This is a genomic window from Rubneribacter sp., assembly GCF_965361815.1.
In genome coordinates this window covers 1-25,784 of the sequence record NZ_CBDTNW010000061.1, presented here as the reverse complement: position 1 = coordinate 25,784, position 25,784 = coordinate 1, and the positions used below count along the sequence as shown (strand labels likewise).

At 65.5% G+C, this 25,784-nt stretch carries 21 protein-coding genes; 7 read left to right on the top strand and 14 right to left on the bottom strand.

Going from position 1 to position 25,784, the window contains the following annotated elements; genetic code table 11:
* Positions 1–52 precede the first annotated feature (52 nt).
* Both ACWKY3_RS04150 and ACWKY3_RS04145 read right to left on the bottom strand, forming a co-directional pair.
* The gene (locus ACWKY3_RS04150; RefSeq protein ID WP_449315156.1) at positions 53–1,645 is read right to left on the bottom strand and encodes a putative ABC transporter permease subunit; all 1,593 of its coding nucleotides are present in this window, start codon (positions 1,643–1,645) and stop codon (positions 53–55) included.
* A 9-nt stretch (positions 1,646–1,654) separates the two neighbouring features.
* Positions 1,655–2,512 carry an ABC transporter ATP-binding protein gene (locus tag ACWKY3_RS04145; protein WP_449315155.1) on the bottom strand — a complete coding sequence of 286 codons (858 nt, stop codon included), beginning with the start codon at positions 2,510–2,512 and terminating at the stop codon, positions 1,655–1,657.
* 238 nt (positions 2,513–2,750) lie between these two features.
* Here ACWKY3_RS04145 and ACWKY3_RS04140 point away from each other — a divergent pair, with 238 nt between their 5' ends.
* A complete protein-coding gene (locus tag ACWKY3_RS04140) occupies positions 2,751–3,746 on the top strand; it encodes a CPBP family intramembrane glutamic endopeptidase (RefSeq protein WP_449315154.1) in 996 nt (331 codons plus the stop codon).
* 321 nt (positions 3,747–4,067) lie between these two features.
* Here ACWKY3_RS04140 and ACWKY3_RS04135 read toward each other — a convergent pair whose 3' ends face one another.
* From ACWKY3_RS04135 to ACWKY3_RS04125, 3 genes are all read right to left on the bottom strand, one after another.
* Positions 4,068–5,459, bottom strand: a complete 1,392-nt coding sequence (locus ACWKY3_RS04135) for an MFS transporter (RefSeq protein ID WP_449315153.1) — start codon at positions 5,457–5,459, stop codon at positions 4,068–4,070.
* A 111-nt stretch (positions 5,460–5,570) separates the two neighbouring features.
* On the bottom strand, positions 5,571–6,128 hold the full coding sequence (gene pth, locus ACWKY3_RS04130; protein ID WP_449315152.1) for an aminoacyl-tRNA hydrolase: 558 nt from the start codon (positions 6,126–6,128) through the stop codon (positions 5,571–5,573).
* Between the two features lie 493 nt (positions 6,129–6,621).
* Positions 6,622–7,587 carry a ribose-phosphate diphosphokinase gene (locus ACWKY3_RS04125; RefSeq protein ID WP_449315151.1) on the bottom strand — a complete coding sequence of 322 codons (966 nt, stop codon included), beginning with the start codon at positions 7,585–7,587 and terminating at the stop codon, positions 6,622–6,624.
* Between the two features lie 485 nt (positions 7,588–8,072).
* Between ACWKY3_RS04125 and ACWKY3_RS04120 the strand changes: the two genes are divergently transcribed.
* Entirely contained in the window at positions 8,073–8,480 is a 408-nt protein-coding gene (locus tag ACWKY3_RS04120) for a type II toxin-antitoxin system RelB/DinJ family antitoxin (protein WP_449315150.1), read from the top strand.
* Positions 8,473–8,967, top strand: coding sequence for a type II toxin-antitoxin system VapC family toxin (locus tag ACWKY3_RS04115; RefSeq protein WP_449315149.1), 495 nt, complete (start codon positions 8,473–8,475; stop codon positions 8,965–8,967). The genes ACWKY3_RS04120 and ACWKY3_RS04115 overlap by 8 nt, the downstream gene beginning before the upstream one ends.
* 127 nt (positions 8,968–9,094) lie before the next feature.
* Here the strand turns inward: ACWKY3_RS04115 and glmU are convergent, their stop codons facing one another.
* Together glmU and nhaA are read right to left on the bottom strand one after the other, a co-directional pair.
* Positions 9,095–10,474, bottom strand: coding sequence for a bifunctional UDP-N-acetylglucosamine diphosphorylase/glucosamine-1-phosphate N-acetyltransferase GlmU (gene glmU, locus ACWKY3_RS04110; protein ID WP_449315148.1), 1,380 nt, complete (start codon positions 10,472–10,474; stop codon positions 9,095–9,097).
* A gap of 1 nt (position 10,475) precedes the next feature.
* A complete protein-coding gene (gene nhaA / locus ACWKY3_RS04105; protein ID WP_449315147.1) occupies positions 10,476–12,377 on the bottom strand; it encodes a Na+/H+ antiporter NhaA in 1,902 nt (633 codons plus the stop codon).
* Positions 12,378–12,649: 272 nt separating this feature from the next.
* Here nhaA and hpf point away from each other — a divergent pair, with 272 nt between their 5' ends.
* On the top strand, positions 12,650–13,222 hold the full coding sequence (gene hpf / locus ACWKY3_RS04100; protein ID WP_449315146.1) for a ribosome hibernation-promoting factor, HPF/YfiA family: 573 nt from the start codon (positions 12,650–12,652) through the stop codon (positions 13,220–13,222).
* Positions 13,223–13,405: 183 nt separating this feature from the next.
* On the opposite strand, the gene ACWKY3_RS04095 is transcribed toward hpf, so the two are convergent.
* Positions 13,406–15,073, bottom strand: coding sequence for an FAD-dependent oxidoreductase (locus tag ACWKY3_RS04095; protein ID WP_449315145.1), 1,668 nt, complete (start codon positions 15,071–15,073; stop codon positions 13,406–13,408).
* 209 nt (positions 15,074–15,282) lie between these two features.
* Here ACWKY3_RS04095 and ACWKY3_RS04090 point away from each other — a divergent pair, with 209 nt between their 5' ends.
* Both ACWKY3_RS04090 and ACWKY3_RS04085 read left to right on the top strand, forming a co-directional pair.
* Entirely contained in the window at positions 15,283–16,731 is a 1,449-nt protein-coding gene (locus ACWKY3_RS04090; protein ID WP_449315144.1) for a helix-turn-helix transcriptional regulator, read from the top strand.
* A 215-nt stretch (positions 16,732–16,946) separates the two neighbouring features.
* A complete protein-coding gene (locus ACWKY3_RS04085; RefSeq protein WP_449315143.1) occupies positions 16,947–17,165 on the top strand; it encodes an acyl carrier protein in 219 nt (72 codons plus the stop codon).
* Between the two features lie 271 nt (positions 17,166–17,436).
* On the opposite strand, the gene ACWKY3_RS04080 is transcribed toward ACWKY3_RS04085, so the two are convergent.
* Entirely contained in the window at positions 17,437–18,930 is a 1,494-nt protein-coding gene (locus ACWKY3_RS04080) for an FAD-dependent oxidoreductase (RefSeq protein WP_449315142.1), read from the bottom strand.
* Between the two features lie 255 nt (positions 18,931–19,185).
* On the opposite strand from ACWKY3_RS04080, the gene ACWKY3_RS04075 reads away from it, so the two are divergent.
* The gene (locus tag ACWKY3_RS04075) at positions 19,186–20,685 is read left to right on the top strand and encodes a response regulator transcription factor (protein WP_449315141.1); all 1,500 of its coding nucleotides are present in this window, start codon (positions 19,186–19,188) and stop codon (positions 20,683–20,685) included.
* A gap of 71 nt (positions 20,686–20,756) precedes the next feature.
* Here ACWKY3_RS04075 and ACWKY3_RS04070 read toward each other — a convergent pair whose 3' ends face one another.
* From ACWKY3_RS04070 to ACWKY3_RS04050, 5 genes are all read right to left on the bottom strand, one after another.
* Positions 20,757–21,065 (bottom strand): thioredoxin family protein, encoded by a 309-nt coding sequence (locus ACWKY3_RS04070; RefSeq protein ID WP_449315140.1) that lies wholly within the window; start codon positions 21,063–21,065, stop codon positions 20,757–20,759.
* Between the two features lie 113 nt (positions 21,066–21,178).
* A complete protein-coding gene (locus ACWKY3_RS04065) occupies positions 21,179–22,531 on the bottom strand; it encodes a bifunctional folylpolyglutamate synthase/dihydrofolate synthase (protein ID WP_449315139.1) in 1,353 nt (450 codons plus the stop codon).
* A 71-nt stretch (positions 22,532–22,602) separates the two neighbouring features.
* A complete protein-coding gene (gene gltA / locus ACWKY3_RS04060) occupies positions 22,603–24,054 on the bottom strand; it encodes an NADPH-dependent glutamate synthase (RefSeq protein ID WP_449315138.1) in 1,452 nt (483 codons plus the stop codon).
* Position 24,055: 1 nt separating this feature from the next.
* Positions 24,056–24,895, bottom strand: a complete 840-nt coding sequence (locus ACWKY3_RS04055; RefSeq protein ID WP_449315137.1) for a sulfide/dihydroorotate dehydrogenase-like FAD/NAD-binding protein — start codon at positions 24,893–24,895, stop codon at positions 24,056–24,058.
* Positions 24,896–25,095: 200 nt separating this feature from the next.
* Positions 25,096–25,659, bottom strand: coding sequence for a YczE/YyaS/YitT family protein (locus ACWKY3_RS04050; protein WP_449315136.1), 564 nt, complete (start codon positions 25,657–25,659; stop codon positions 25,096–25,098).
* Between the last annotated feature and the right edge of the window lie 125 nt (positions 25,660–25,784).

Below are 25,784 nucleotides of genomic sequence, written 5' to 3'. Positions count from 1 at the left end.
CTTCGCGAACAGCTTAGTACATCGCAAGGTTTATGGCGAGCGCATCCAACGCTCACGCCGTCAAACCGCGTTTCGCCGCAATGCGGAACAGCGCCCACGAGGCCGCGGCCGCCGCAAGGCTCAGCGCAAGCCCCGCAATCGCGCCTGCAACGGCGGTGAGCGCCGCGCCCGCCGCCACGAACGCCATACCGCCCACGATGACGCCGAACACGGGCAGACCGCGCTTCACCGGCTCGTACACGGTGGTCCAGTCGTAACGCGGGCGCCGCGCGTCAAGAGCGAGGCCGCCGAACGCAGCCAGCAGGCTCGACGCCAGCGGCACCACGAACAGCGCTACGACGGACAGCGGATCGAGCGGCAGCGCGATGGCCAGCAGCGCGGCCGACACCGCCACCACGGGCACCGCGACCATCAGGTTGACGGCGGCTTTCGCACCCAGCACGGTGCTCGCCGGCACCGGCGCGGTCAGCATGAGCCAGCGCGCCGACCCCTCAAGCGACACCGACGCCGCCGTGGTGGACGAGATGACGCAGAAGAACGCGAGCGCCCAGGGAAGCAGCGCGCCGACGAAGGGCGCAAGCTCGGGCGGCAGCGCGTCCGGCGACATGAGGCCCGTCACGGTTCCCACCCACGCGGCCAAGGCCGCCACCAGCACCAACACGAACCCGATGCAGGAATTCATAAGATAGACGGGCGTGGCCGCCAAAAGGCGCGCCTCTTTGGCCACGAGCGCGCGAAACGGCGTGCCGGCCTTGAGGCCCGCAGCGCCCCGTTTGCCGTCGAACGAGAACGCACCGCTCGGACGCGACGACGCGAGCAGCGCGTTCACCGGCACGAACAGGCGCACCACCAACGCGAGCACCACGCCGGCCGTCGCAAGGTTCGCCGCAACGAAGGCGAAAAACCGCAGGAAGTCGCCCTGCACGATGCCGGCCGCCGCCCACGCCGCCGGCGGGAACACCGATGCGATCTGCGCGGTGAGCTGCGTGCCGAGCGCCGTCAGGGCGGCCAGGTCGTCGCTTTGCGATGAAAGCGCGATCGAACCGAACACCGCGGCGAGCGTCGCCGCCAATGTCAGCGCGATGACGACGATGTTCGCATGGCGGAAGCGCGCCGACACCGCGGCAATGAGCACGGCCAGCACAACGGCCACCGAAAGCGGCAGCAGCGGCGCCAGCACCACGGACAGAGCCATGCACAGCACGCCCGCCGCCGACACGCCCGCGCATCCCGCGTACACGGCGAACGCCGGCACCATAGCCAGCAGGCCGAACGCCAAGCTCATGGCGTACAGCGACGCAATGCGCGACAACACCACCGCAGCGGTGGAAACGGGCAGCGACATCACCAGGTCGTAGTCCTTGAAGCCGAACAGCATGCCGTTCGTCTTGAGAAACGCGGCCACAGCACCCGCCATCGCGCCCACGAGCACCGCAACGAGCGGGATGGCCTCGGACAGCCCGATCTGAACGAGCGCTTGCGCCACCTTGACCGAGTACGCCGCCGCGAACAGTACGATGGCCGCCACCGCCAACGCCCCAAGGCCCAGCGTGCGCTTGGCCTTCGCCGAATCGGCGTGCAGCGCTTTGTTGATGCCGAACAGGCCCAGCATCTGGATCTTCAACAAAAGGACGAACGCGCGCATGGCCGCCCCCTATCGCTCGCCGTGCGCAGCGCTGCGCACGGCGGAGGTCTTCGCGGCGGCGTCGTCGCGGTCGATCATGTCAAGGAACACGTCCTCCAAGCTCTCGTCGCCCACCACGTCGGCCACGGGGCCGCACGCGCGCAGCGTGCCCTGCTTGATGATGGCCACCTTGTTGCACAGCTTCTCCACCACTTCCGGCACGTGGCTGGAAAAGAACACGGCCGCACCGCGCCCGGCCAGTTCGCGCAGCATCTCCTTCACATGAAACGACGCTTCGGGGTCCAGCCCGACGAAAGGCTCGTCAAGCACGAGCAGCTGAGGGGAGTGCGCAAGCGCGCCGATGAGCACAAGCTTCTGGCGCATGCCGTGCGAGTACGAGGACACGAGGTCGCCGAGTGCGGGGGTGAGTCCCAGGCGGTCGGCGCACGCTTCAATGCGCGCACGGCGCACGTCGGCCGGCACCTCGAAAACGTCCGAGAGGTAGTCGAGGTACTGGATGCCCGTGAGGAACTCGTAGACGTCGGGGTTGTCGGGCACGTAGGCCGTGACGCGCTTGCACGCGATCGCGTCCGTTCTCACCGACTGCCCCGCAATGCGAATGTCGCCCGCATCGAACCCGGCCACGCCCACGATGGCGCGGATGAGCGTCGTCTTGCCGGCGCCGTTGTGACCCACGAAGCCGAAGATGTCGCCCGGCATCACGTCGAGGGAAACGCCGTCAACCGCGCGCTTCGCGCCGAACGTTTTGACAACGTCCCTCACCGCCAGAACAGGGGACGCCCCGCGCGGCGCGGCGGCGCGGCGATCGCCTTCCCTTTTGCCTCCCCTGCCGTTTTCCCTGACCTTCGCTGTGTTTCGCTCGCTCATCCTTGATCCTTTCGCCGTTGTCTGTTATATTTATGCTATAACAGATGGAACAAAGATGCAAGCGCTTCCCTGGAAGAGAGCTTGCGCAAGGCGAACGTGCGATGCCGAAACCGGATCATCGCTTCTAAAATACGCTTGCTGCACCTGAAGCGCGCTTCGAAGGCAGCGCTCCGCCGAAGAGCGCGCCAACCGCACGCGGCCCGCACGTCGCCCGTCGCACGAGAAAGGAGTCGCCGTCATGAGAAGAACCGCGCTGTTTTTGGCAATCACCTTCGCGCTCACGTGGGCGTACGAGTTCGGGGTGGTCTACCCCCTCGCCTCCGGAGCCTTCGATGGCATTCCGCCCGCAGCCGCGCAGCTGGCCATTGGGGCGGCCATGTTCTTCCCCGCCATCGGCGTGCTCATCACGCGGCTTGCCACGCGCGAGGGGTTCAAGAACAGCGTGGTCAAACCGCGCCGCTTCAAGGAATCAGCACCGTGGTTTCTGGTGGCATGGTTCGCGCCGGCGCTGCTGACCGTCTTGGGAGCGGCAGCGTACTTCCTGCTGTTCCCGCAGGATTTCGACCCCGGCATGAACGCGTTCGTCGCCGCCCAGGCGCAGGCGGCCGCAGCCGCGGGCGCAAAGCTGCCCGAGGAGGCGCTGCGCATGGCGCTCGTCGCGCAGCTGCCCGTAGCCATCCTTCTGGCTCCCGCGCTCAACATCCTCACAACGTTCGGCGAGGAGTGGGGCTGGCGCGGGTATTTGGTGCCCAAGGTGGCCGCGCGGATGCGCATTGTGCCCACGCTGCTGGTCACAGGCGTCATCTGGGGGCTTTGGCACGCTCCGCTCACTGCCATCGGGCACAACTACGGCATGGGCTACCCCGCCTGGCCCTTCGGCGGCATCGCCGCCATGTGCGCGTTCTGCATCGTGATGGGCGTCTTCCTCACCTACGTCACCGAGCGCACGGGCAGCTGCCTGGCCGCAGCCGTGGGGCACGGCGCTCTCAACGGCTTCGTGAGCGCGGCCGCGCTGTTCTCGGCAACGGGCGGCAACCCCTTCGTCGGACCGCTGCCCACGGGCATCATCGGCGGCATCGCCTTTATCGCCGTTGCCGCCCTCATGCTCTGGGACCTGCGCCGGCGCGAGAAAGCCGGCACCCTGCGCATGCCGCGAGCAGGCCTAGCCGACGGCATGACGAAGGCCGACCTCGCCCGAGATCCCGCCCGCGAAACGAAGCGCCCCGCCGCCTGACAGGCCCTCGCCGGGCTGGCCGTCCGCCGACGGCCCGCCCGCGCCTCTCGCGCCGCCCGCCGGGGACCGCCCGCAGGTTGGCCACAAACCGCGCCCTGTGGCACGCGCAGGACCTCCTTTCCGCCTTCCGCGCCCTCCGCATCCGGAGAAACCCCAGTTCGCAAGAATCGCATGGCCCGCCAACGCGCCGAATCGGCCGCCCGGAGTGCCATAGGGCGCTGTTTGTGGCCAACCTACGGACGCAAGGTCCTGCGCGGCCGCTCCGCGCGACCCGTGCCAGCGGCGGTTTGGCAGGGAGGCACACAGCACGCCGCCGCCCCTCTAGCGCACTTTCGCCACGACGAACGCAAGCATGACCAGCGCCATGACGGCGGAGAAACCGAATGCCGCCTGGTAGGCGAACGCCGGGTTCACCGCACCCGCCGTCGAAGCGCCCACCGCGGATATGGCAAGCACCATGGCCGACGTCCCCAGCGACGCGCACGCCTGGCGCACGGCGATGCAAAACGACGAGCCGTCGGCCACCAGGCGCCCTGGCAGCTGCGCGAGGCTCCATGACGTGAGCGGCCCCGTCAGCCCCGACACGCCCGCGGATCGCACGGCTTGGCACAGCATGGTCACCAGAAGCGGCGTGTCCGCATTCAGAAACGACATGAGCACCGCCCCTGTCGCCAAAAACGTGCCCGACACGAGCACGACCGGACGCACTCCCACGCGGTCGGTCAGCACGCCCGCCAACGGGGCAAGCAGAAGAGCCGACGCCGTGCCCGGCAGAAGCACCACGCCCGCGTCAAGCGCGGACCCGCCGCACAGCCCTTCCACGTACAACGGCACCACCAGCGTGATGCCCATGAACGAAGCCGCCAGCAGGTTCTGCGCCACGAATCCGGTTCGATACTGGCGCGACGCGAAAATCTCCATGCTCACAAGCGGTTCGGCCACGCGTTTTTGCCGTCGCACGAACAACGCGAGGAACAACGCCCCCAGCGCAAACGGCACCCAAACGAAGGGGCTTGCCACGGCAAAGCTGCTCGCCTCCGAAAACGCCAGCAAAAGCCCGCCGAACCCCAGCGTCGAAAGCGCGAGCGACCGCACGTCGAGCCGCGCGCTCGCGTCAAGCGCGGGCGCGGGCTTGATCGCCAGCGCAGCGGCCGCCGCAAGCGCCGCCATCACCGCAGCAAGCAGCACGAAGAAGCTGCGCCAGCCGAACGCGAAGTCCATGGCGCCACCGATGGTGGGTCCGATATTCGGCGCGGAGCCCATGGCGATGCTGGCCACGCCCATGGCCGTGGCCCGTCGGCCATGTGGGAAGCGCGTCATGGCGACGGTCTGCATGAGCGGCATGAGCATGCCCGTTGAAACAGCCTGGAGCACGCGCCCGACCAAAAGCACGCCGAAGTTCGGCGCAAGGAAATCCGCCGCCGCCCCCGCCAGGAAAAACCCCATGGCCAAGAACACATGCCGCCGGACCGAGAGCCGTCGCAAAAGAAACGTGACCGCGGGCACCGTCACACCCAGCATAAGCATGTAGCTGGTCGTGAGCCACTGCCCCAGAACCACGTCGAAGCCAAGATCGCCCATGATGTCGCCGATCATGGCGTTGACCGCCGTCTGCGAGAGGTTGCCCATGGCCGAAGCCAGCACCACAACGGCGAACAGCGCGTACACCGAGCCGCGTGCGTCGCGCGCGCTTTCCCGGCCCTCGCCCTTCATCGCCGCCTCCTCGCATTCGCCGCCGGCTCGTCTGTGTCTCCAGTATACCCCCGCCGACGGCCCGCCCGCACCCCTTATGCCGCTCGCACGGCGCGCAAGTTGGCCGTCGCGTCAGTTGAACGCCTGCTGGGTCTTCTCCAGCCCGACAGTCACCAGCGAGAGCGCAGCCTGAGCACCGCGGTCCACCGCATATGCGAAATCGTCGGCCGCGTCCTTCTTCGGCAGCGACAGCACCCAGTCCACCACGGGCATGCGCCCCGGCGGCCGTCCGATGCCCACGCGCACGCGGTGCCAGTCGCGCGTGCCCAGTTTGTCGCAGATGGAGCGCAGCCCGTTATGCCCCGCATGCCCGCCGCCGAACTTCACGCGCACGGTGCCGGGATCGATGTCAAGCTCGTCATGGACGACCACCAGGTGCGCCGCATCCACGCCATAGGCGTTCATGAGCTGCTTCACGGGGCCTCCCGACGTGTTCATGTAGCTTTGCGGCTTGGCCAGCACCAGGTCAACATCGCGGTACGCACCCTTGGCCGTAAGCGCGCCGCACTCCGTTTTCCAGTAGCGCGCGCCCACCTCCTCGCCGATGGCGTCCACCGCGTCGAACCCGGCGTTGTGCCGCGTGTGCGCGTATTCATCGCCCGGATTCCCCAGGCCCACAATTAGGTACATGTCGATGTTCCTCGCTTGCTTGCAAACGCGCCGAAGCACGCCTATAATACGGAGCGAAGGTGCCCCGCGCAACCGGGCAGCATCCTTCTTTAGGTGGAACCGGGCTCTCCGTGAACTGGTAGCCCGGTTTTTCCCTTTTCCAGACGCTGTTCGTCACCTCCTTCCCGCAAGCCGGCCCGCCACCGCCAAACTAGCGGCGCATGCCGATGCTCACGATACCGACCACAACCGATAGCAATGCGCAAACCGCAATGACCGTTTGTGCGTCCATGGCAGCCTCCTTTCCAGGATGCCGCCCGGATGCGACGAAGCACCGTCTGCATTCTAGCACGGATGCTGACAGGTTGAACCCAACGTCAGCGAGAGGGGCTGCGGCACCCGAGATTCGCAGGGATCGCGAAAGCGACGCGTACTTTTGATACGCGAGCTTCCGAAATCGCGCGAGCCTCGGGCGCCGCAGCCCCTCGCAGCGTCGGCAGGCCAGCGAGACTCTTTACTCGAACAGCGAGGCGACGGAGCCGTTGTTGTACACGTTGGTGATGGTCTTGGCGAACAGCGGACCCACAGAGAGCACCTTCACCTTGCCCGTCTGACGGTCGAGCGGCACGGGCACGGCGTTGGTGACCACCACCTCTTCGATGCAGGAGTTCTCGATGCGGTCGTACGCCGGACCGCTGAACAGGCCATGCGTAGCGCAGGCGAACACCTTCTCGGCCCCTTTGGCCTTGAGCGTGGTGGCCGCGGCCACCAGCGAGCCGGCCGTGTCTATCATGTCGTCGTTCAAGATGCAGATCTTGCCCGTCACGTCGCCGATGAGCGCCGTGATCTCGGCTTGGTTGTGCTTGGGACGGTCCTTGTGCATGATGGCGATGTCGCAGTCCAACATGGTGGAGAACTTCTTGGCGGCCTTCGCGCGGCCCACGTCGGGCGACACCACGCACAACCGCTCCTTGTCCCAGCCCATGCTCTCATAGTAATCCACGAAGATGGACATGGCGGTCATATGGTTCACCGGCAAATCGAAGAAGCCCTGGATGGCGTCTTGGTGCAGATCGATGGTGATGACGTTGTCCACGCCCGCCGCGCTCAGGAGGTCGGCCACGAGCTTGGCGGTGATAGGCTCGCGCGGAGCGGCCTTACGGTCTTGGCGCGCATACCCGTAATGACTGATCACAGCCGACACGTTGTGTGCCGAGGCACGCTTGGCGGCATCGGCCATGATGAGCAGCTCCATGAGAGCGTCGTTCACGTCATAGTCTGCGCCGGCGCACACCGACTGCACGAGGAACACCTCTTTGCCGCGCACGCTCTCCAAATAGCGCGCGTAGATCTCGCCGTTGGCGAACTTCTCAAGCTTCACGTTGCCCAGATCGACGCCCAGCTCTTTGGCTATCTCGTCGGCAAGCCCGGGATTGACCGACCCCGAGAACAGGGCCATGCTCTTCTGCACTTCCGTCATGTGCGCGCTCCTTCGCGTCGTCCTGCGGGCCGCCGCACCGCGCGACTGTCGCCTCGCCCTCACGGCCCTATTGTATCCGCAGGTGACCCGCGCGCACAGGGTCAACTTTCCCTTTTCCGCAGATTGCCCGCAGGAGTTGACCGTGCGGGAGAAGCGGGGTAGAATACGGGCCAGGTGGTCAGCCTCGGCAAAGGCGGCTACCCCACATCAGTTTTATGGACTGAGAGGAGCCGCTTACGCTTCGGGCGTGGCGGCTTTTCTCGTTATTCGCGCTTTCGCACTAACTCGATAACCGCCAGAATCACAAGGCAAAACGTCAAAAGTTCCTGCCATGTAACCATATGCTTACCTCCTCATGTTCAAGGGGTAGCACATGCCACCTGACCCGCAGGCACAACGATACCTCATGTCGTCACGGAGGTAAAGCATTTTTTGCTTTACGACATTTTATGCTATACTTTTCGTAAAGCATGAAAGGATGCCCTATGTCAACGGAAACAGCTCAGATCAACGCGCGCATCGACCGCGCGCTCAAAGAACGCGGGGATGCCGCACTTGAGCGCGCCGGATACTCGCCGTCGCAGGCAATACGCAAGCTGTGGGACTTTGCCGCACGCAACGCACATAGTCCGCACGTTATTCAGGCTTTTTTCGATACCAAAGACGAGGCAGAGGAGCGCGAGGCTGAGAAACGCAGGTCTGAGGAAGAGCGCAAAGCCGAGGAAGAGCGCGCACGCAGGAGGGAATTTGCAATCAAAGGCGCGAACATCGTAGCCGAAGCATACGAGCGATACGGAATTGAACCCTCAGATTGGGCAAAGAACGCATCGTACGAAGAGATGCGCGACTACGCCTTACTCGAACGTCTCCGAGAGCGGGGCCTTGATGGCTAGCCAGAAATTTTCTTTACTTGCCGACACAAATGTCTGGCTGGACTATTTTTTGCCCAAACGTCCAGACCATACTGAAGCGCTCTCTTTCATATCGTTCGTACGCGAGCACGACCACCTGCTGTTATATCCTGCAGCCATTGTCAAAGATGTGTTCTACCTCACCGCAAATACCTTCAAACGCGACATACACAGCAAGAACGGCACACTCACCGAGCACGATGCGGCAGTAGCAGCTGAAATCGCCTGGGGATGCGTGAACGCCATGCGCGAACAAGCTACAGCCGTAGGGGCCGACGAATCAGACTTATGGAAGGCATGCGTCCTCCGCAGCGTCCATGATGACCTTGAAGACAACCTCGTTGTCGCCGCCGCGCAGCGCGCGAACGCAACGTACCTGGTCACCAACGACGAGGCGCTCATCAAGCACACCCCCGTCGCCGCGCTCACGCCAAGCGACGCCCTCGCGCTGCTGCAAGCAACAACGTAGGCGAGAACGCAAACGCGAGCGAGGGGGCGAGGCGCTCACGCCGAAAGACGCCCTCGCGCTGCTTCGGACAGGACTCTCAAAGAAAAACGGGGCGACCGCGCCGCCCCGTTTTCTTCGTCCGCTCGCCTTACTCCCCCGCCTGCTGCGCGCGCTTCTTGGCGGCCCAGCCGGGAACCTCGCGCTGCTCGGGGCGCGTGAGGGCCAGCGCATCAGGCGCAACGTCTTTCGTAATGCACGATCCCGCACCCACGATGGCCCCCGCGCCTATGGCGACGGGCGCCACCATCATGGTGTCGCTGCCAATGAACGCGCCGTCGCCGATGGTGGTGGCGTGCTTTTTCTTGCCATCGTAGTTGCAGGTGATGGATCCGGCGCCGATGTTCACGTCCTCGCCGATGGTGGTGTCGCCAATGTAGGACAGATGCGGCACTTTCGAACCCTTGCCCACCGTGGACTTCTTGATCTCCACATGCGTGCCGGCCTTCGCGCCCTCGCACAAATGCGCTGCCGGACGCAAATACGCGCGCGGTCCGCAGGTGGCGCCATCGTCGATGCGCGCCTCCACGGCCACCGTCTCGTCCACGACACAGCCCCGCCCCACCACGGTGTCGGTGAGGCGCGAGTTCGGCCCGATCACGCTGTCCTCGCCTACCTGCGTGGCGCCCATGAGAAACGTCTGGGGCAAAAGCTCCACGTCTTGCGCCAGCTTGACGTCAGGGCCGATCCACACCTGGTCGGGGTCGGTCATGGTCACGCCCGCCGCCATGTGCGCGCAATTGATGCGGCGCTGCAAGTGCTTAGCCGCCTCTGCCAGCTGGATGCGCGAGTTCACGCCCAAGCACTCCGCAGCATCCTCGCAGGGAAGCGCCAGCACCGTCCGCCCCGCACGGCGGCAGATCTCCAGCACGTCGGTGAGGTAGAACTCGCCCTGGGCGTTGTCGTTGCCCACCTGCCGCAAAGCCTCGAACAGCGCGCGGGCGTCGAAGCAGTAGAAACCGGAGTTGCACTCGCGGATGGCAGCTTCCTCGGGCGCGGCGTCCTTCTGCTCCACGATGCGCGCCACCCCTCCCTGCTCATCGCGCACGATGCGCCCGTAGCCGAAGGGATCGTCCGGCTCCATCGTCAACACCACTGCGGCCGCGTCCGCCTCCTCGCGAACGCGTGTCAGCTCGGCGATGGTCCCCGCCGTGATGAGCGGGCAATCGCCGGAGAGCACCACCAGCGACCCGTCGAAGTCGGCCAGCGCTTCGGCGCACACGGCCACCGCGCCCGCCGTGCCGTTCTGCTCCTGCTGCACCACCACGTCCGTGTCGGCCTCCACCAGCGGAATCACCTGCTCGCGCGCATGCCCCACCACAGATGTCACACGCTCGACGCCGGCTTCGCGCGCCGCGTCCACCACCCAGCGGACAAGCGGCTTGCCCAAGATCTCATGGGCGACCTTCGGCTTCTTCGACTTCATGCGGGTGCCCGCACCCGCGGCCAGCACAATGGCAGCTGCCTGCATGTCACTCCTCCGTATCCGCGGCCCTTTGTCGTCCGGCGGCGGCATCCGACGAACCGTCGGGCTCCCCGCCGTCCGCGCCCTCGCCTTTTTGGCGGGCCTCTTCCTCCATCAGGCGCCACACCAGGCGCTCGAACGCATCGTCTTCCTCGGTGCGCGTGACGGCGCGCTCCACCGCCGCTTCGCCGTCCTCGCGCAAAAGCACGTCCAGCGCGCCCTCCAAAGGCGGCTCGCCCACTTTACGGAAGAACTCCTCCTGCACCTTCTCAACCAGATCGTAGCGGCCTTCGTCCTGCAGCACGCGCACCACCTCGGCGCGCACCGCCTCGCGCACGTCCCTCACGGAGCCGCCGCCCAGAAGGCCCGTCGGACCAAGGTCAACCCTGACCTCGAAGATGTTGCGCCGTCCCTTCGCCGCCTCAACACGCTTGCGCAGTTCATCGTCCATGCGCAGCAGCTCCTCGCTGGCGAGCACGTCGTTGCGGTCGGCCGTCTGCAGGTTGTTGCCGCTCTCGGCCACGGACAGGTACGCCACGCCGCTGCGATGCGCAGCCTTCGCCTGCAGGAACAAAAACAGAAAGCCCACGATGCCGGCCAGAAGCGATGCCGTGAGGATTCCCAACTTAGCCGTGGCCACGTGCATCTCGTCGGTGAACGCGAGGTTGGCCACGAAGATGGCCATGGTAAAGCCCACGCCGCCCAAGATGGACGCGCCCAACATGTGCAGCCAGTTCACGTTCTCCGGCAACGACGCGAGCTTGGTCTTCACAATGACGAGGCTCATGAGCATGATCCCGATCGGCTTACCCAGAAGAAGGCCCAGCATCACGCCGTAGAGCACCGGATCGGTCAGCATAGACCCCACATCTATACCCGTGAAGCTGACGTCGGCGTTCGTGAGGGCGAACAGCGGCAGGACGCCGAAGTACACCCACGGGTAAAGCTTGCGCTCCAAGCGCGTGGCCGGCGGCACCACCTGACGCGCCACCTGGGACAGCGCCGCCACCGTCTCCAGATAGTCGCCCTGGGCGATAACGGGCGTCTCGGGCCGGAACGTGTCGCGAGCCTCGCGCACCTTGTCGCCCGACCACGCGACGAACCCGCGCAGGTTCACGCGCGATCCCGACGGAATGGTGAACGCCAGCAGCACGCCGGCGATGGTGGAATGCACGCCCGACATGAACACGCAGTACCACAGCACGACACCCACCAGGATGTACGGAACCAGCGAGTAGATATGGCCGCGATTCATGGCCATGAGCGCCACCATGACGACCGCCGCGGCAGCCAGCCAGAACGGCGACGGGCTTTGGCCGTAGAAGATCGCGATCACCAGGATGGCTATGATGTCGTCGGCCACGGCGAGCGTGCTCAAAAACACGCGCACGCCGCTTGGCACGCGGTTACCCAGAAGCGCCAAAACGCCTAGCGCGAAAGCGATGTCGGTTGCGGTGGGCACGCCCCAACCGTGCGACGTCGCCGGGTTTCCCGCGTTGAACAGCGAGTAGATGACGATGGGAGCCAGCACGCCCCCTACGGCCGCCATGATGGGCAGCAGGGCTTGGCGGATGTTCGTGAGTTCGCCCACCGTCAGCTCGTACTTGACCTCCAAGCCCACCAGCAGGAAGAACACCGCCATGAAAATATCGTTGATGATGTGGGCCATCGACATGCTGGCATGCTGCTCGCCAAGCAAAAAGCCCACCTCGGTGTGCCAGAACTCCAAGAACGGCCCGTAAGCTCCCGAGTTCGCCACAACAAGCGCCACCACAGCCGCCAGCAGCATGACGCCGGCCGCTTTGGTGGAGGAATGGGTGAACTGGAGAAGCTTGCGATAGCGGGCTTGATGACCCTGGACTTCGCTGATGAAAATGCGCTGAGCGCCGTCGTTGTGCGTGTCGGCCATGTTCGTTCTGCCTCCCGGGTAGGTAATTTCTGCATTATCCCCCATTTTCGTCGCCCCCGTCCATCCCTCGCACGTTTTTAAACCGATTTCATACGCGCGGCAAAATGCCCGGGCAATTCGCAGGGTTTTGCGTTATCCTGTACCCATCAGCTTCGACGTGAGGAGTCGGCTTGGAGCGTGCGAGGAAGGCATACCGTGTCTGTCCGCATAGCCTGGGGCGCTGCTTGCAGTCGGGCTGTTTTTTATTCGCCACGAGGTAAGAGGTGATCGCCATGAGCATTACCGTCGCCGGACGCAAAATGCCTGTAACCGATGCACTGCGTCAGTACGCCGAGGAGAAGATCGGCAATTCCATGAAGGTCATGGACATCGACCCGCTGGTGGCCGAGGTCGTCCTGTTCGTCGAGAAGAACCCCGCCAACCCCCGCCCCGCCTGCTGCGAGGTGACGCTGCGCACGAAGGGCCACATCATCCGCGTGGAGGAGAGCGAGGAGGACATGTACGCGGCCATCGACGTGGCCGCCGCCAAGGTGGTCCGCCAGCTGCGCAAGTACAAGACGAAGGTCATCGACCGCAAGCTGCGCGCCGAGGACGAGACCATCCGCACGCAGACCGCCGGCGCCGAGCTGGACGTCGAAGGGCTCATGGAGGAGCTGTCCGCCGACGATGCGGTGGTGCGCGTGAAGGAGATCGCCTTCGAGCCGCTCACCGAGGAGGAGGCGCTCGTGAAGATAGATCTTCTGGGACATGACTTCTTCGCCTACACCGACCGCGACACCGGACTCGTGAACGTGCTGTACCGTCGCGACGACGGCGGCTACGGCTTGCTCAAGCAGACGGACTAGCCCGCAGAAGGCGTGAAGCCGACCAACGAAAAGCGGCCCCTCTCGCGAGGGGCCGCTTTTCGTTTTCGGGATGGGGCGGCGAAGCGAGGGAGCCTGTTCCGCCGCCCCATCGGCATTTCACCAGCATCTCCGAATCGGGAACCGCGGCTTGCGCAACGCCCGCCCAGTCCGCGCCCGAGACGCCTACCGCGAAAGCACGTTGCGCGCGGCAATGCGACCGAACACCATGCATTCCGCCAAGTTGCCGCCGCCTTGGTACTTGTATGTCCACACCGAGCCGAACTCGCCCGCGGAGTACAGACCGGGAATAGGCTGCCCGTCCACGTCGAGAATCTCGGCCTGCGCGCTGCGCACCGGACCACCGTCGGTGTTCAGCAACTCGGGCACGCATTTGACCGCGTAGAACGGCGCCGTGTCGATAGGTGTGAGCGTGTGGGCGGGACGATGAAACTGCGTGTCGTCGCCTGCGGCGCAGCATTCGTTCCACACTTGAACGGTACGCGTCAACTCCTCCGCGGGCACCCCCATCTGCGACGCAAGGTCCCAGATAGAGTCCGCCGCATAGCCGTAGCCGTCCGCCACCGGGTCGGCCAGCTGCTCGGCTGCCGTGGTGACGTTTTGGCTCATCATCGTGTTGCTGGTGGAATTCGCTCCCAAATACGCGCTGTTCGCAAGACCGTTTTGGTCGAACACGAACCAAGTGACCTCGGGCATGGGCACGTCCTCGTACGAGCCACCGTAGTTGCGCAAGCCGTGGCGACAACTGTAATGAAGCGTCTCGTCGGAACCGGGCTCGTACGCCTTCTCAAGCATGGTGGTGCCATCCCAGTCCATGTAGAACCTGCGTCCGTTCACGCCCACGGTGATGCCCTGCGCCTTCTTGAGCGTGCGGTACGCCGCCATCTCGGAGCCATTAAGCTTGATAGCGTTGGTCCACACGCCGGCGAACTTGTGCATGTGCCAGAAGTCGGCGCCTATGCGCTGGCAGATGCGGTGCCCGTCGCCGGTGTTGCACACGCCCGCCGCAGGGTGCGACAGGGGAAGCGAGAGATAATTCTGCTTCATGACATCGTCGTTTTCGAAACCGCCGCAGCACATGACCACGCCCTTGGCGGCTTTCGCGTACACGCTTTTGCCGCCCTTTTCGTACACGCCACCCAAAACGGCCTTGGTGTCTGGATCCTGCACGAGCGCCGTAAGCGCCGCGTCCGTGAGATGCGTCACCGCGTCGCCATGGGCTTTCACCACGGATTCCAAGAACTCCACCGGATGCGTCATGCCGTCTTCGTTGTCCTTGTTGAAACCCATGCAGATGTTCGCACGGGAGTGCTCGCACTCGCCCCATTCGTAGGTGGCCGCCAGCGTTTCGGCTTCGTACTGGAACAGGTCATCCTCGGGGCATCCCAGTCCGTAGAGCCACTGCCTGTTCTCTGCGACGCCTGCGGCGAACGCGCGCAGCACCTCATCTGAGGTGGTGGTGTAGTTGCCGCGCATTTCGCGGAGATACTGGTAGAAGCCCTCTTCGTCGTCCGTGGCCAGAAACACCCCCGACGAGAAGATGCTGTTGCCGTTGCCCTGGGCCGACGCCCCCTTCTCCAAAAGCAGGACAGACACCTCATCGCCCTCGGTGGCCAGCGTGGCCGCCGTCGCCAGTCCAGCCAAACCCGAGCCGACCACCACCACGTCGAACTCTTCGTCCCACGTTATCTCGGACACAGACGACGCCTCGTCATTGCCTGCCGTTTTGGCCGGCGAGCAACCCGCCATCCCGAACAGCGCCGCACCCGCAACCACTGCGCCGCACCCTTTGATGAACTGCCTCCTGGTTCGGGCCAGCTCGTTTCCCTCCATGATGGATCCTCCTGTCTTGATCGGTTCCCGCACGATTCGCACCCGGACTCATGTCCGGCCGAATCCGCAAGCAGAAGCGTAGCCACCCGAACGTCCCACCCGCTAGACACCAAAGGGAGAGAGCTTTTCACCCGAAAGGGAGGTATTATCGCCGGAGCCGGTTCACGCTACTATGTAGAGGGGATGGCGATGATCGCAAGGGAAGCCACGTGACTGGTACGACAGGAAAAGAAGGCAAGGGCGAAGCGGGAAAACGCGCGCAACGACGCTCCGTGGTCGCCGCTTCGAGCGGGCTGGTCGCCTGGTATCTGTGCGCCCACTGGACGAACGCCGCGTTCTACGCGGGACCCGGCACCCCGCAGCAACTCAACCTTTACGCATTCACAAGCGCGGCGCTCGTGCTTGTCGGGATCCTGGGGTTGGTCGGAATCGACCGAAGCCGCCTTTGTCCCGTAGACTACCCTCTTGCCGCAGCGGCGGGAGCGGCCCTCGTCAGCATCGTCGCAAACGCCGAGCAACCGTTCGCGCAGGAGCTTGCCATTCCCCTGCTCGCTGTGCTCGGAGCCTCGCAGGCTTGGCTGTTCGTTAGCTGGTGCCGTTTGCTCGCGCGCATGGACTTCGCTTTCGCCACGGCATCGTTGCTCTGCGCAACCATTGCAATAGCGGTGTTCAAAGTGGCAAGCAGCCCCTTCCCCGCCATCGCGTCCACTGCGGTGGTGGCGGCGCTCCCGCTTGCCTCGACGGTGGCGATGCGGTCCCAGCTTCTCGCGAACCGCACGAGTCCCATGCCGATCGTCCATTGGAAGAATTTGCGCAGCCTCGGGGCGCTTGCGCTTACCGCCGTGTCGGTTGCCACGTTCTTCTTCGTGTGGTCGCTGTTCAACATGATCCTCAAAACCACGACAGGGCACTACTCGCTTGGGCCTCAAGCGTCATTCCCCCTAACCCTGTTCACGCACGTCATCGTCATCGCTTGCGCCGCGGGGTTGGCGGCATGGGCGTTCAAGCGCAAAGAGTCGCTTGAATTCGTGGCTATTTGGCGCTTGCTCTACGTGTTCATCGCGCTATCGCTGCTCGTCACCGTTGTTTCGGGCATGGGACAGACGGTGCAGGTGTTCACGGGAGCGGCCATAGAGTTGGGTTTCGCTTTCTACTGGATGGCGCTCGTGGACATCGCGCGCCACAGCACGCTCCCCCCGCTCGCTATCCTCGGATTCGGGGGGCTGCTCCAATCCGTACCCGACTGGTTCGGCCGCAGCGTCCCTTCTTTGTTCGATTTCCACGTGCTTGACGAGACGGCCGTCGCCTCCCTGTTCTTCATTATTGTAGTGTCCATCGCGTTCTTTCTGCCGCACCGGTCGCATTCCTCCCAAATGCTCTTCTCCGACCTGGGAAGAAAGGCAGTGAGCGTCAAAGATCACGAGAGCATCGACACACGCTGCCTTGCACTGGGCGAGCGCTACGGACTCTCTCAGCGCGAGGTGCAGATCATCCAGCTTTTATGCAAGGGCCGGTCGAAGCCCTATATTGCCGAGACGCTCTTCCTGTCAGAGAACACTGTCCGAACGTACACGCGCAACGCCTACCGAAAGCTCAACGTGCACAGCAAGCAGGATCTCATCGACCTCTTAGGAGGATCGGAGGAGACGGAAGGATGACGGGCGCATCGCCTTTTCAAAGCAAGGACGACATCCTACAAGTGACCCGCGCCTCATCTGAGTGCACCTCGCGGACCCCTCTGCCAAACCACCATTAACACAGACCCCACCGTCGGCGGCTCGGCGAACCGCCGCCCGTCCCTCCTGCGGCGCTCCGCGTTGCACCGCCGGATGTGCTACCATAGGTCCGCCAACTTCAAGGAAAGGACGGGACCATGGCCACCATCGACACCATCAAGAACGTGCTGCAGGAGAACCTCGACATCGATCCGGCCACCGTGGAGGAGTCTTCGACGTTCGAGTCGCTCGGCATCGATTCGCTCGACATGGTGGAACTCATCTGCGACCTCGAGGAAGCCTGCGAGGTTGACTTCGGCGAGCCCGAGGGCCTTGCCACCGTGGGCGACCTTGTGAGCTACATCGACTCGCTGTAGCCCGTCGCCTGCCGGTTTTCGAAGCCGGCCGATGCTCCGAAAGGCCCGTTAAGCGACGGGCCTTTCGCATGTCCGGGCCTTTTCGCTCTAACGGTAGACAAAAGTTGCTCATCCCTTACAAAGATCAAGCGTGCGCGACGCCCGGGCATGCGGCAACGCTGTGGCAGGGCGTGCGGCAGGGCGGGGCCGCACGTCCTGTTTGCGCAGACCGAACACGCGGCGGGGGCGCCGGCCCGCGCAAGCCGACGCCCCGCCCATCAAGCGCTTCGCCTTACCCCAGCGCGGCGCCCGCAGCGTTGGCGCCGGCAAAGCGGCCGGAAGTGTAGGACCAGTTGAGGCCGCATCCGCCCGCAGGATAGTCGTCGTAGATGAACGTGCCGCAGCACACCTCGCCCGCAGAGTACAGGTTGGGAATGGGCTGGCCCGCCGCATCGAGCACCTGGAACTGCGTGTTCACGCGATACCCGCCGAAGCTGCCATGAGTGCACACGCCCATGGTGAGCACGTAGTAGGGCGCTTGGACAAGCGGCACAAGGTTGTCGGCCTTCTTCTTGAACTGGGCGTCCTCGCCCGCTGCCGCCAGCGCGTTGTACGCGTCGAGCGCCTCCTGCGCCCGCGCGCCGTCTATCCCAAGCGCCTCGGCGGCCTCGGCCACCGTCTGGCCCTGTGCGAACATGCCCTGCTCCAAGCCGAACTCCAGCTTCGAGCGCAGGCCATCGTCCAGCGCATCCACCATGGCCTGGTCGTACACCGCGAAGAACTTTTGGTCGTCAAAATGCGCCACGTCGTAGTAGATGTCGTGCGTCTGGCCGCCCTCGTTGGCGAAGCGCTCTCCCGCGCTCGTGATCCAGAGCGCCTTGCTGCTGATGAGCTTGGACTGCCCCGGCTCCACCGGGCACGCGAGGATGCCGTTCGTGCCGCCGTGCCCCACGTAGTCCGCGCCAATATCGAGGCCCATCTGCAGGCCTTCGCCCGTGCAGCCCACGCCCACCTCGGTGTACACGCCGGAATAATCGGGGCAGTACTCGTCTATCATGCCCTCGTTGCGGCAGAACCCGCCCGTGGCGACCACGATGCTCTTCGCGCGGTACTGCACAAGCTCTCCGCTGCCGCGCCGCGCCAGCACGCCCACCACAGCGCCCGCCTCGTCCGTCACAAGCGACTCTGCCGCAGTGCCGAAATGGAACTCGACGCCCTTTTCCTGGGCGAACTGCGTCACCGCGCGCAGGGCGTCCATGGCGTTGTTCGCGCAGTTGTGAGCACGCGGCACCGGGTCGGTGCCCTTCTTGGACACCGTCTCCTTGAACGGCACGCCCAGCTCGCCGGCAAGCCAGTCGATGGTTTCGCCAAAGTGCTCGGCGCAAAACTCCTGCACGTCGTGGTCCAGCTTGTCGCCTCCGCGCGAGAGGAAGTAATCGAGCAGGCCGGACGGATCGTCCTCGACGCCGGCGGTCTTTTGGAGCTGCGTGCCCGCGCCGTAGAACGTGCCGATGGCAAGCGAGCTGGACCCCGCAAGCCACGCCATCTTCTCCACGAGCACCGTCTTGGCCCCCGCCTCCGCCGCGTGGCCCGCCGCGGTCACGCCGGCGCCGCCTCCGCCGAGCACCAGCACGTCGCACTCTTTTGTTTCACGCGCCTCGGTGGCGGCGGCCTGCTGCGGCGTGCAGCCGAACAGGCTGCCGAACGCCATGGCGGCCGCACCGCCTGCAGCCAGCTTCGCGAACTGCCGACGCGTGAGAGCCGTCCCCGCAACCCGCTTGCTCATCGTCGCATCCTCCATAGTCTTCGCTCCTCCCCTTCGCAACGGCCTCGCATCCGTCGCAACGATTGTTCGATGAACCCACCTTAGCGCCGCCATCGGCAAGCGAAGAAGCCACCTTCCGGGTGAAACGCCGACGCGCGACAGGCATTTCACCCGGAAGGTGTGAAGGCGCGAAGGGCGAGGCGGCGCGCAAGGCTGATCCGCTCGTATATAATGCGAAAGACGAAATCCCCCGCGACCCGACGAGACGAGGTGCCCATGACGCAAGCCGCCGCAGCAAGCCCATCGCCGCTTGCCCGCATCGCGGAGACGTGCGGCGCGTTCATGCCGGCGTTCCTGGGGCTGGCAGCCACGCGCGTGTGGCTGCAGGTGAACCATTTCGCGTCCTACTCGTCAAGCGACGACGGGATGCTCACCGTGGTTTGCCAGCTGTTCTACGGGCTGATGATGATCGCGGGCGGGTTGGCTGCGCTGCGCAGGCCGTCCGCGAAGCGCGAACGGCAGACGGTGGCTTGGCTCGGGTTCGGCATCATGACGTTTTCCACCGTGCTCATCATGACCGGAAAGGAGGCGGGTTCGCCCGACGTCCTTCTGGTCGCCGGCGTGCTGGCCGGCGTGGGCGGGGCGCTCGGGGGCGGCATGTGGACGATGGCCTACGTGCGCCTCGGCATGCACCAGGCGGTGCTGTACGGGTTCTTGTCGCTGGCGCTCGGATCCGCCGGCGGCTTGGCGGTCAGCTTCCTGCCCGACGCGCTCGGCTACACGGTGAGCATGTTCATGCCCGCCATCGCGCTTCTGTGCTACCAGCGCGCGCTCAAGGCCGACGTGGGCGACATCCCCGCGCCCGAGCCCGTGTACGACCGCGAGCCGCGCTCCACCATGCTGCTCATCTTCGGCGGGCTGGCGGTGTTCGGCCTGGCCCTTGGCGTGTCGAGGGGCTTTCCCGCAGGAGAGCCCGTGCCCATGGACGCGATGCAGCGCATCGTGCACCAGATGGGCGTGGTGGCCATCAGCCTGTTCGTCATCTGGTGGGCCATCGTGAAGCGCAAGCGGCTGAGCTTCTCGTTTCTGTGGCGCATCGAGATCATGCTGGTGGCGGCGGGCATGCTCGTGCTATCGGTGTTCCCGGGCCATCTCACGGAGCTGGCCGTGGCCGTGGTCAACATCGCCGACACGCTCATGCTGGGCGTGCTGTGGGTGACGCTGCAGGACGTCGCGCGTCACACCACCGTGAGCGCGTACGCCGTGTACGGCTTCGCATGGGCCGCGCGCGTGCTGGCGCGCGATGCGGGGCGCGTGCTCATCATGGCGCTGGGAGCTGCGGGCCTGACGTCGTACGCGGCGGGCGCGGTGGTGGGCATCGTGGTGTTCGCGCTGGCCACAAGCATGGTGATCCTGCTCTCGGACGGCATCCCGCGCATCCGGCCGCTGTTCGCCGAGGACGCGCGGCCCGCTTCGCGCCCGCTCCGTCCGCATCCGGCGCCCGATCCCGAAGCGTCCGCAAACGCGATCAGGCGCACCGCCCCTGCGGATACGGCGGTTGGCGATTGGCTGCGCGAAACGTTCGACCTGTCCGAGCGCGAGACGGAGGTGGCGCTGCTCATTGCGCAGGGCCGCAGCAAAACCTACATCGCCGAGCAGCTCTACCTCTCCGAGAACACCGTGCGCACCCACGCCAAGAACGCCTACGCCAAAATGGGCGTCCACTCCAAGCAAGCGCTCATCGATCTGGTCAGCGACACGAAGGGGCGCATCTAGCATCCCACCCTCCCGCCTGCGCACAGGCTAAACGCGCTGCACGACTGCAGCCAGGCCAAACGCGCCGCGGCTTACGCGCCTTCCAGCAGCTCCCTCACGCGCGAGGCGGGCACAAGCCCCACGATGCGGTCTTTGGGCACGCCCCCTTCGAACAGCACCATCGTCGGCGTGCTCACCACTTCGAACGCCCAGGCGACATCCGGAAACGCGGCCGCGTCCATCCGGGCGAACCGCACATCGGGAAAGGCGGCCGCCACCTCTTCAAGAATAAGTTCGAGCATGCGGCACGGCCCGCAGCCCGGCGCCCAGAAGTCCACGAGCACGCGCCCCGGCACCTCGGTCACTTCGCGGTCGAAGCTCTCTTTCGTCAGCTCGATCATGCCTCGCCACCTTCCGTTGCGCCTTTCTTTCATCGGCGGGCTGGAGGCGCGCCAACCGATGCGCTTCGCCCGCCATCGTAGCATGCGCAAGCGCAAGCCGCCTGAAGCGCCGCTCAGCCGTTATCCCGGGCAGGCGCGCCGCCCGACCAACGCGCAAGGGCCCGCTTGACGGATGCGACCGAGTACAGACTGCCGAACGCGCACACCACGCCGCTCGCGCCGGCCAGATCGGCCGCCCGCTCCACCGCCTCGTCGAAGGTCCGGGCTTCATGGGACCTCACGCAGGCCGAGCAGCCCAAAAGGTCCTGGCCCGTCCAGCGGATGGCGCGCGCCAGCTTGCACGCGGGAAGCGCCCGCGGGTTGGGCGGCTCCACCGCCACGAAGGCGCCGCCCAGCGCCAGCACCTCCTCCAGCATGGCGGGATAGTCCTTGTCCTCCAGAACCCCGATGATGAACACAGGCTTGACGTCGGGAAACACCTCCTGCAAGGACTCGGCGAGGGCATGCGTGCCCTGGGGGTTGTGCCCGCCGTCCACCACGAACGTCGGCCGCCCCTCCCCCTGCGGCAGCACTTCAAAGCGGCCCGGCCACTCGGCCTGCCGGATGCCCGCCCGCAGCGCCTCGTCGGACACCTCCCATCCGCGCCGGCGCAGCGCGCCCGCCGCCTCGATGGCAAGCGCCGCGTTCGCCGGCTGGTAGCATCCCAGAAGGCGCGTCTCGAACGCCGAGCCGCAGTACGCGAACGTGCGGACCGGCCCGTCCACACGCCACTTGACCGGGCCGGTTTCCAGGCTTTCCCATGCAGGCACGGTCAGCTCGTCTCCGCAGGCGCGGGCGACGCGCGCGACCACGTCCATGGCCTCGGACTCCTGCGGCCACGACACCACGGCCGAACCCGGCTTCACGATGCCGGCCTTCTCGCCCGCGACGGCGGCAAGCGTGCCGCCCAACAGCGCCGTATGGTCCAGCCCGATGCGCGCAATGACCGCCACCTCGGGCGCGTCAATGACGTTCGTGGAGTCCAAGCGCCCGCCAAGGCCCACCTCCAGCACCACGATGTCGCAGCCGCTGCGCGCGAAATGCTCCAAAGCCACGGCCGTCATGAGCTCGAACTCAGTGGGATGCTCGCCTTCCAAGGACGCCACAGCTTCGGCATGCTCCCGCACGAACAGCGTCACCTCGCGCAGGTCATCTGCGGAAATGTCGCGCCCGTCCACGCGGATGCGCTCCTCGAACCGCTCGATGTAAGGGCTTGTGAACAATCCGGTTCTATACCCCGCCGCCTGCAGGATCGAGGCCAGGTAGACGCACGTGGACCCTTTGCCGTTCGTACCCGCCACATGGACGAACCTCAAGCGGTCCTGCGGACGCCCCATGCGCTCCAACAGCTCGCGGACGCGGTCAAGCCCCAGCCGCGACTCCTGCCAGCGCGGCTCGTTGATGTAGGCGATCGGATCGAACTCCATAGCTTCCTCCTTCGGCCAGGCCAAGGCGGACGCCCGCATGCGGCCGCAGCGTCGGCTGATTCCGCAAACCGTCAGGCCGACGGGGCCAAGTACTCCGCTATTCCCGAGGCGGCGCGCTTTCCGGCGCCCATGGCCAAGATGACGGTGGCGGCGCCGATGACCGTGTCCCCGCCGGCGAACACGCCGGGCTTCGACGTGGCGCCGGTGCGCTCGTCCGCCACCACCAGGTTGCGCGCTGTGACCTCCAAACCCGGCGTGGTGTTGGCGATGAGCGGGTTGGTCTTCGACCCCACGGCGATGACCAGCATGTCGGCGTCCATGACGAACTCGCTGCCCGCCACCGGCTTAGGGCGGCGGCGTCCGCTGGCGTCGGGTTCGCCCAGCTCCATGCGCTCGCACTCCAAGCCCGCGATCCAGCCCTTGTCGTCGCCGAGCGCGCGCACCGGGCTTGTGAGCATCTGAAACGCGATACCCTCCTGCTCGGCGTGGTGGATCTCCTCGGCGCGGGCCGGCATCTCCTCGCGGCTGCGGCGATACACCACCGTGACGTCGGCTCCCAGGCGCTTGGCCGTGCGCGCCGCGTCCATGGCCACGTTGCCGCCGCCCACAACGATGCACTTCTTGCCCACGTACACCGGCGTCTCATGTTCCGGGAACAGATACGCCTTCATGAGGTTCACGCGCGTGAGCAGCTCGTTTGCCACCATGACGCCGTTGAGGCCCTCGCCTTCTATCCCCAAATAGCCAGGCAGGCCCGCGCCCGTCCCCACGAACACGGCATCGAACCCCTGCTCGTCCAGCAACTCGTCCACATCGTAGAGACGCCCGATCACCGCGTTCGTCTCAAAGCTGACGCCCAAATCGCTCAGCGAGGACACCTCACGCGCCACCAGGTCTTTCGGCAGGCGGAACTCGGGGATGCCGTACACCAGCACGCCGCCCACCTTGTGCAGCGCCTCGAACACCGTGACGTCGGCGCCCATCTTGGCAAGCTCGCCCGCGCAGGTGAGTGACGCCGGCCCCGACCCCACGCACGCCACGCGCTTGCCCGCGAGGCGCTTCGAATCCGCAGCCCGGTCGGCGCCGCCTTCCGCTTGGCCAAGGGCCGCGGCCGCCTCGTCCGGATGCTCGAACGCCCAGTCGGCCACGAAGCGCTCCAAGCGGCCGATGCCCACCGGCTCGCCCTTGCGGCCGCGCGTGCACACGCCCTCGCACTGCCGCTCCTGGGGGCACACGCGCCCGCAGATGGCGGGCAGCGCGTTCGCCGCCTTCACGGCAGCGTACGCCTCGGCGAACTCGCCGTGCGCCACGCTCTCGATGAACCGGGGGATGGGCACGCCCACGGGGCAGCCGTCCATGCACGGCTTCTTCGGGCACTGGATGCAACGCCGCGCCTCGACCATGGCGTCCTCGGGCGTGTACCCCCACGCCACTTCGTCGAAGTTGCACGCCCTTGCCGCAGGGTCCTGCTCGGGCATGGGCACTTTCTCCAACTGCTTGTTCACCTCGTACGTTGCCGCCATGCTAGGCCCCCTTCCGCTCGCCGCAGTCGCGGTCCTCGCGCGCCTGGCTTTCGAACTCGCGATACATCACGCCGCGGCGCATGGCGTCGTCGTAGTCCACCAAGTGCCCGTCGAAGTCCGGGCCGTCCACGCACGCATGCAGGTACTCCTCGCCCACCTTCACGCGGCAACCGCCGCACATGCCCGTGCCGTCTATCATGAGCGGGTTCATGCTCACAAGCGTCTTGATGCCGTAAGGCTTGGTGGTGGCCGCCACGAACTTCATCATGATGACAGGACCCACGGCCAGCACGAGGTCGTAGTCCGCGCCTTCGTCGATGCGCTGCTGCAGCGCCTGGGTCACGAGGCCCTTGTTGCCGTTGGAGCCGTCGTCGGTCATGATGATCTGGCGTGTGGAGCACGCGTTGATCTCGTCCTCGAGCAGGATAAGGTCCTTGTTGCGAAAGCCCGTGATCACATCCACCTCGCAACCATGTTCGTGCAGCCATTTGGCCTGCGGGTACGCAATGGCCGTGCCCAGGCCGCCGCCGATGACGCACGCGCGGCGAGCGCCCTCAAGCTCGGTGGGATTGCCCAGCGGGCCCACGAAGTCGGCCAGCGCCTCTCCCGCCTGCATGGTGGCCAACCGCTTGGTCGTCGCGCCCACCGCCTGGAACACGATGGTGACGGTGCCCGCCTGCGGATCGCAATCGTTCATGGTCAGGGGGATGCGCTCGCCCCTTTCGTCGATGCGCAGCATGACGAACTGCCCCGGCTTGATCTTGCGGGCGATCTGAGGAGCCCGCACCACCATGCGGGTGACCTCGGCGTTCAGCGCCTCAACTCGTTCGATGGGATACACGTCGCTTCAGCCCTTCTCGTCTTAGAACAAAAGCAGCACCGTCAAGGTGCCGCTTTTCGTGAAAATTGCCCATTAGTATAGCAAACGACCCCCGCCGAAACTGTTACGAGCATGTTTCCATGCGCAAAGAGAACCCGAGCGGAGGTGTTTCCGGGCATCCGACGGCCAGCCGCCAGCCTCGCGCGGAGATGCGCACTCCCTCACGCCTCCTGGCACGCACCCGCTCCGCATTCGTCGCCCCGCCGCTTCCGCTCGCGCGCAAGCACCGCACCCATGCGCTCGCTGCGAATACGCACGTTCACGATGTGCCCCGTGAGCGGAATATGCCGATTCGAGAAGTTCACCACCGAACCAACCAGCACGGCCGACACCACCGTACCTGCCCCCACGCCGTTCAAGCGCCCAAAGAACAGCAGCGACAGCGCAATGGCAACACCCACCAAGCTGCAGTCGAACGCGATCTTCACCGAGCCGAAACGTCGGCGCATCGCAAGCGACAGAGCGCGCACCGCCCCCTCGCCAGGAACCATCAACACGTTGGGAGCCACCTCAACGCTCACGCCCACCCCCAAGATCACGCACCCCAGCAAAAGCGACGCCACCTGCGCAGGCAGCGTCGCAGGCTCGAACCACGACAAAAGGCCCATCCCCACGTCGATGAACGCGCTAAACGCCACGTTCACCGCTATCTGCAGCCACTGGAACGCTTTGAAATCGCGCCTGAGCAGCGCAAACTGCAAGAGGATGAACAGGGGCTGTAACAAAAGCCTCCGACAAATAAAGGGCTGCAACTCACAATGGTTTGCAGCCCTTTTTGGTTTGGGATGCGGAAAGCCCGCATTCCTTTAGGCGAATGCGACATCCATTGACGCTTGCTTGGCTCCCACGA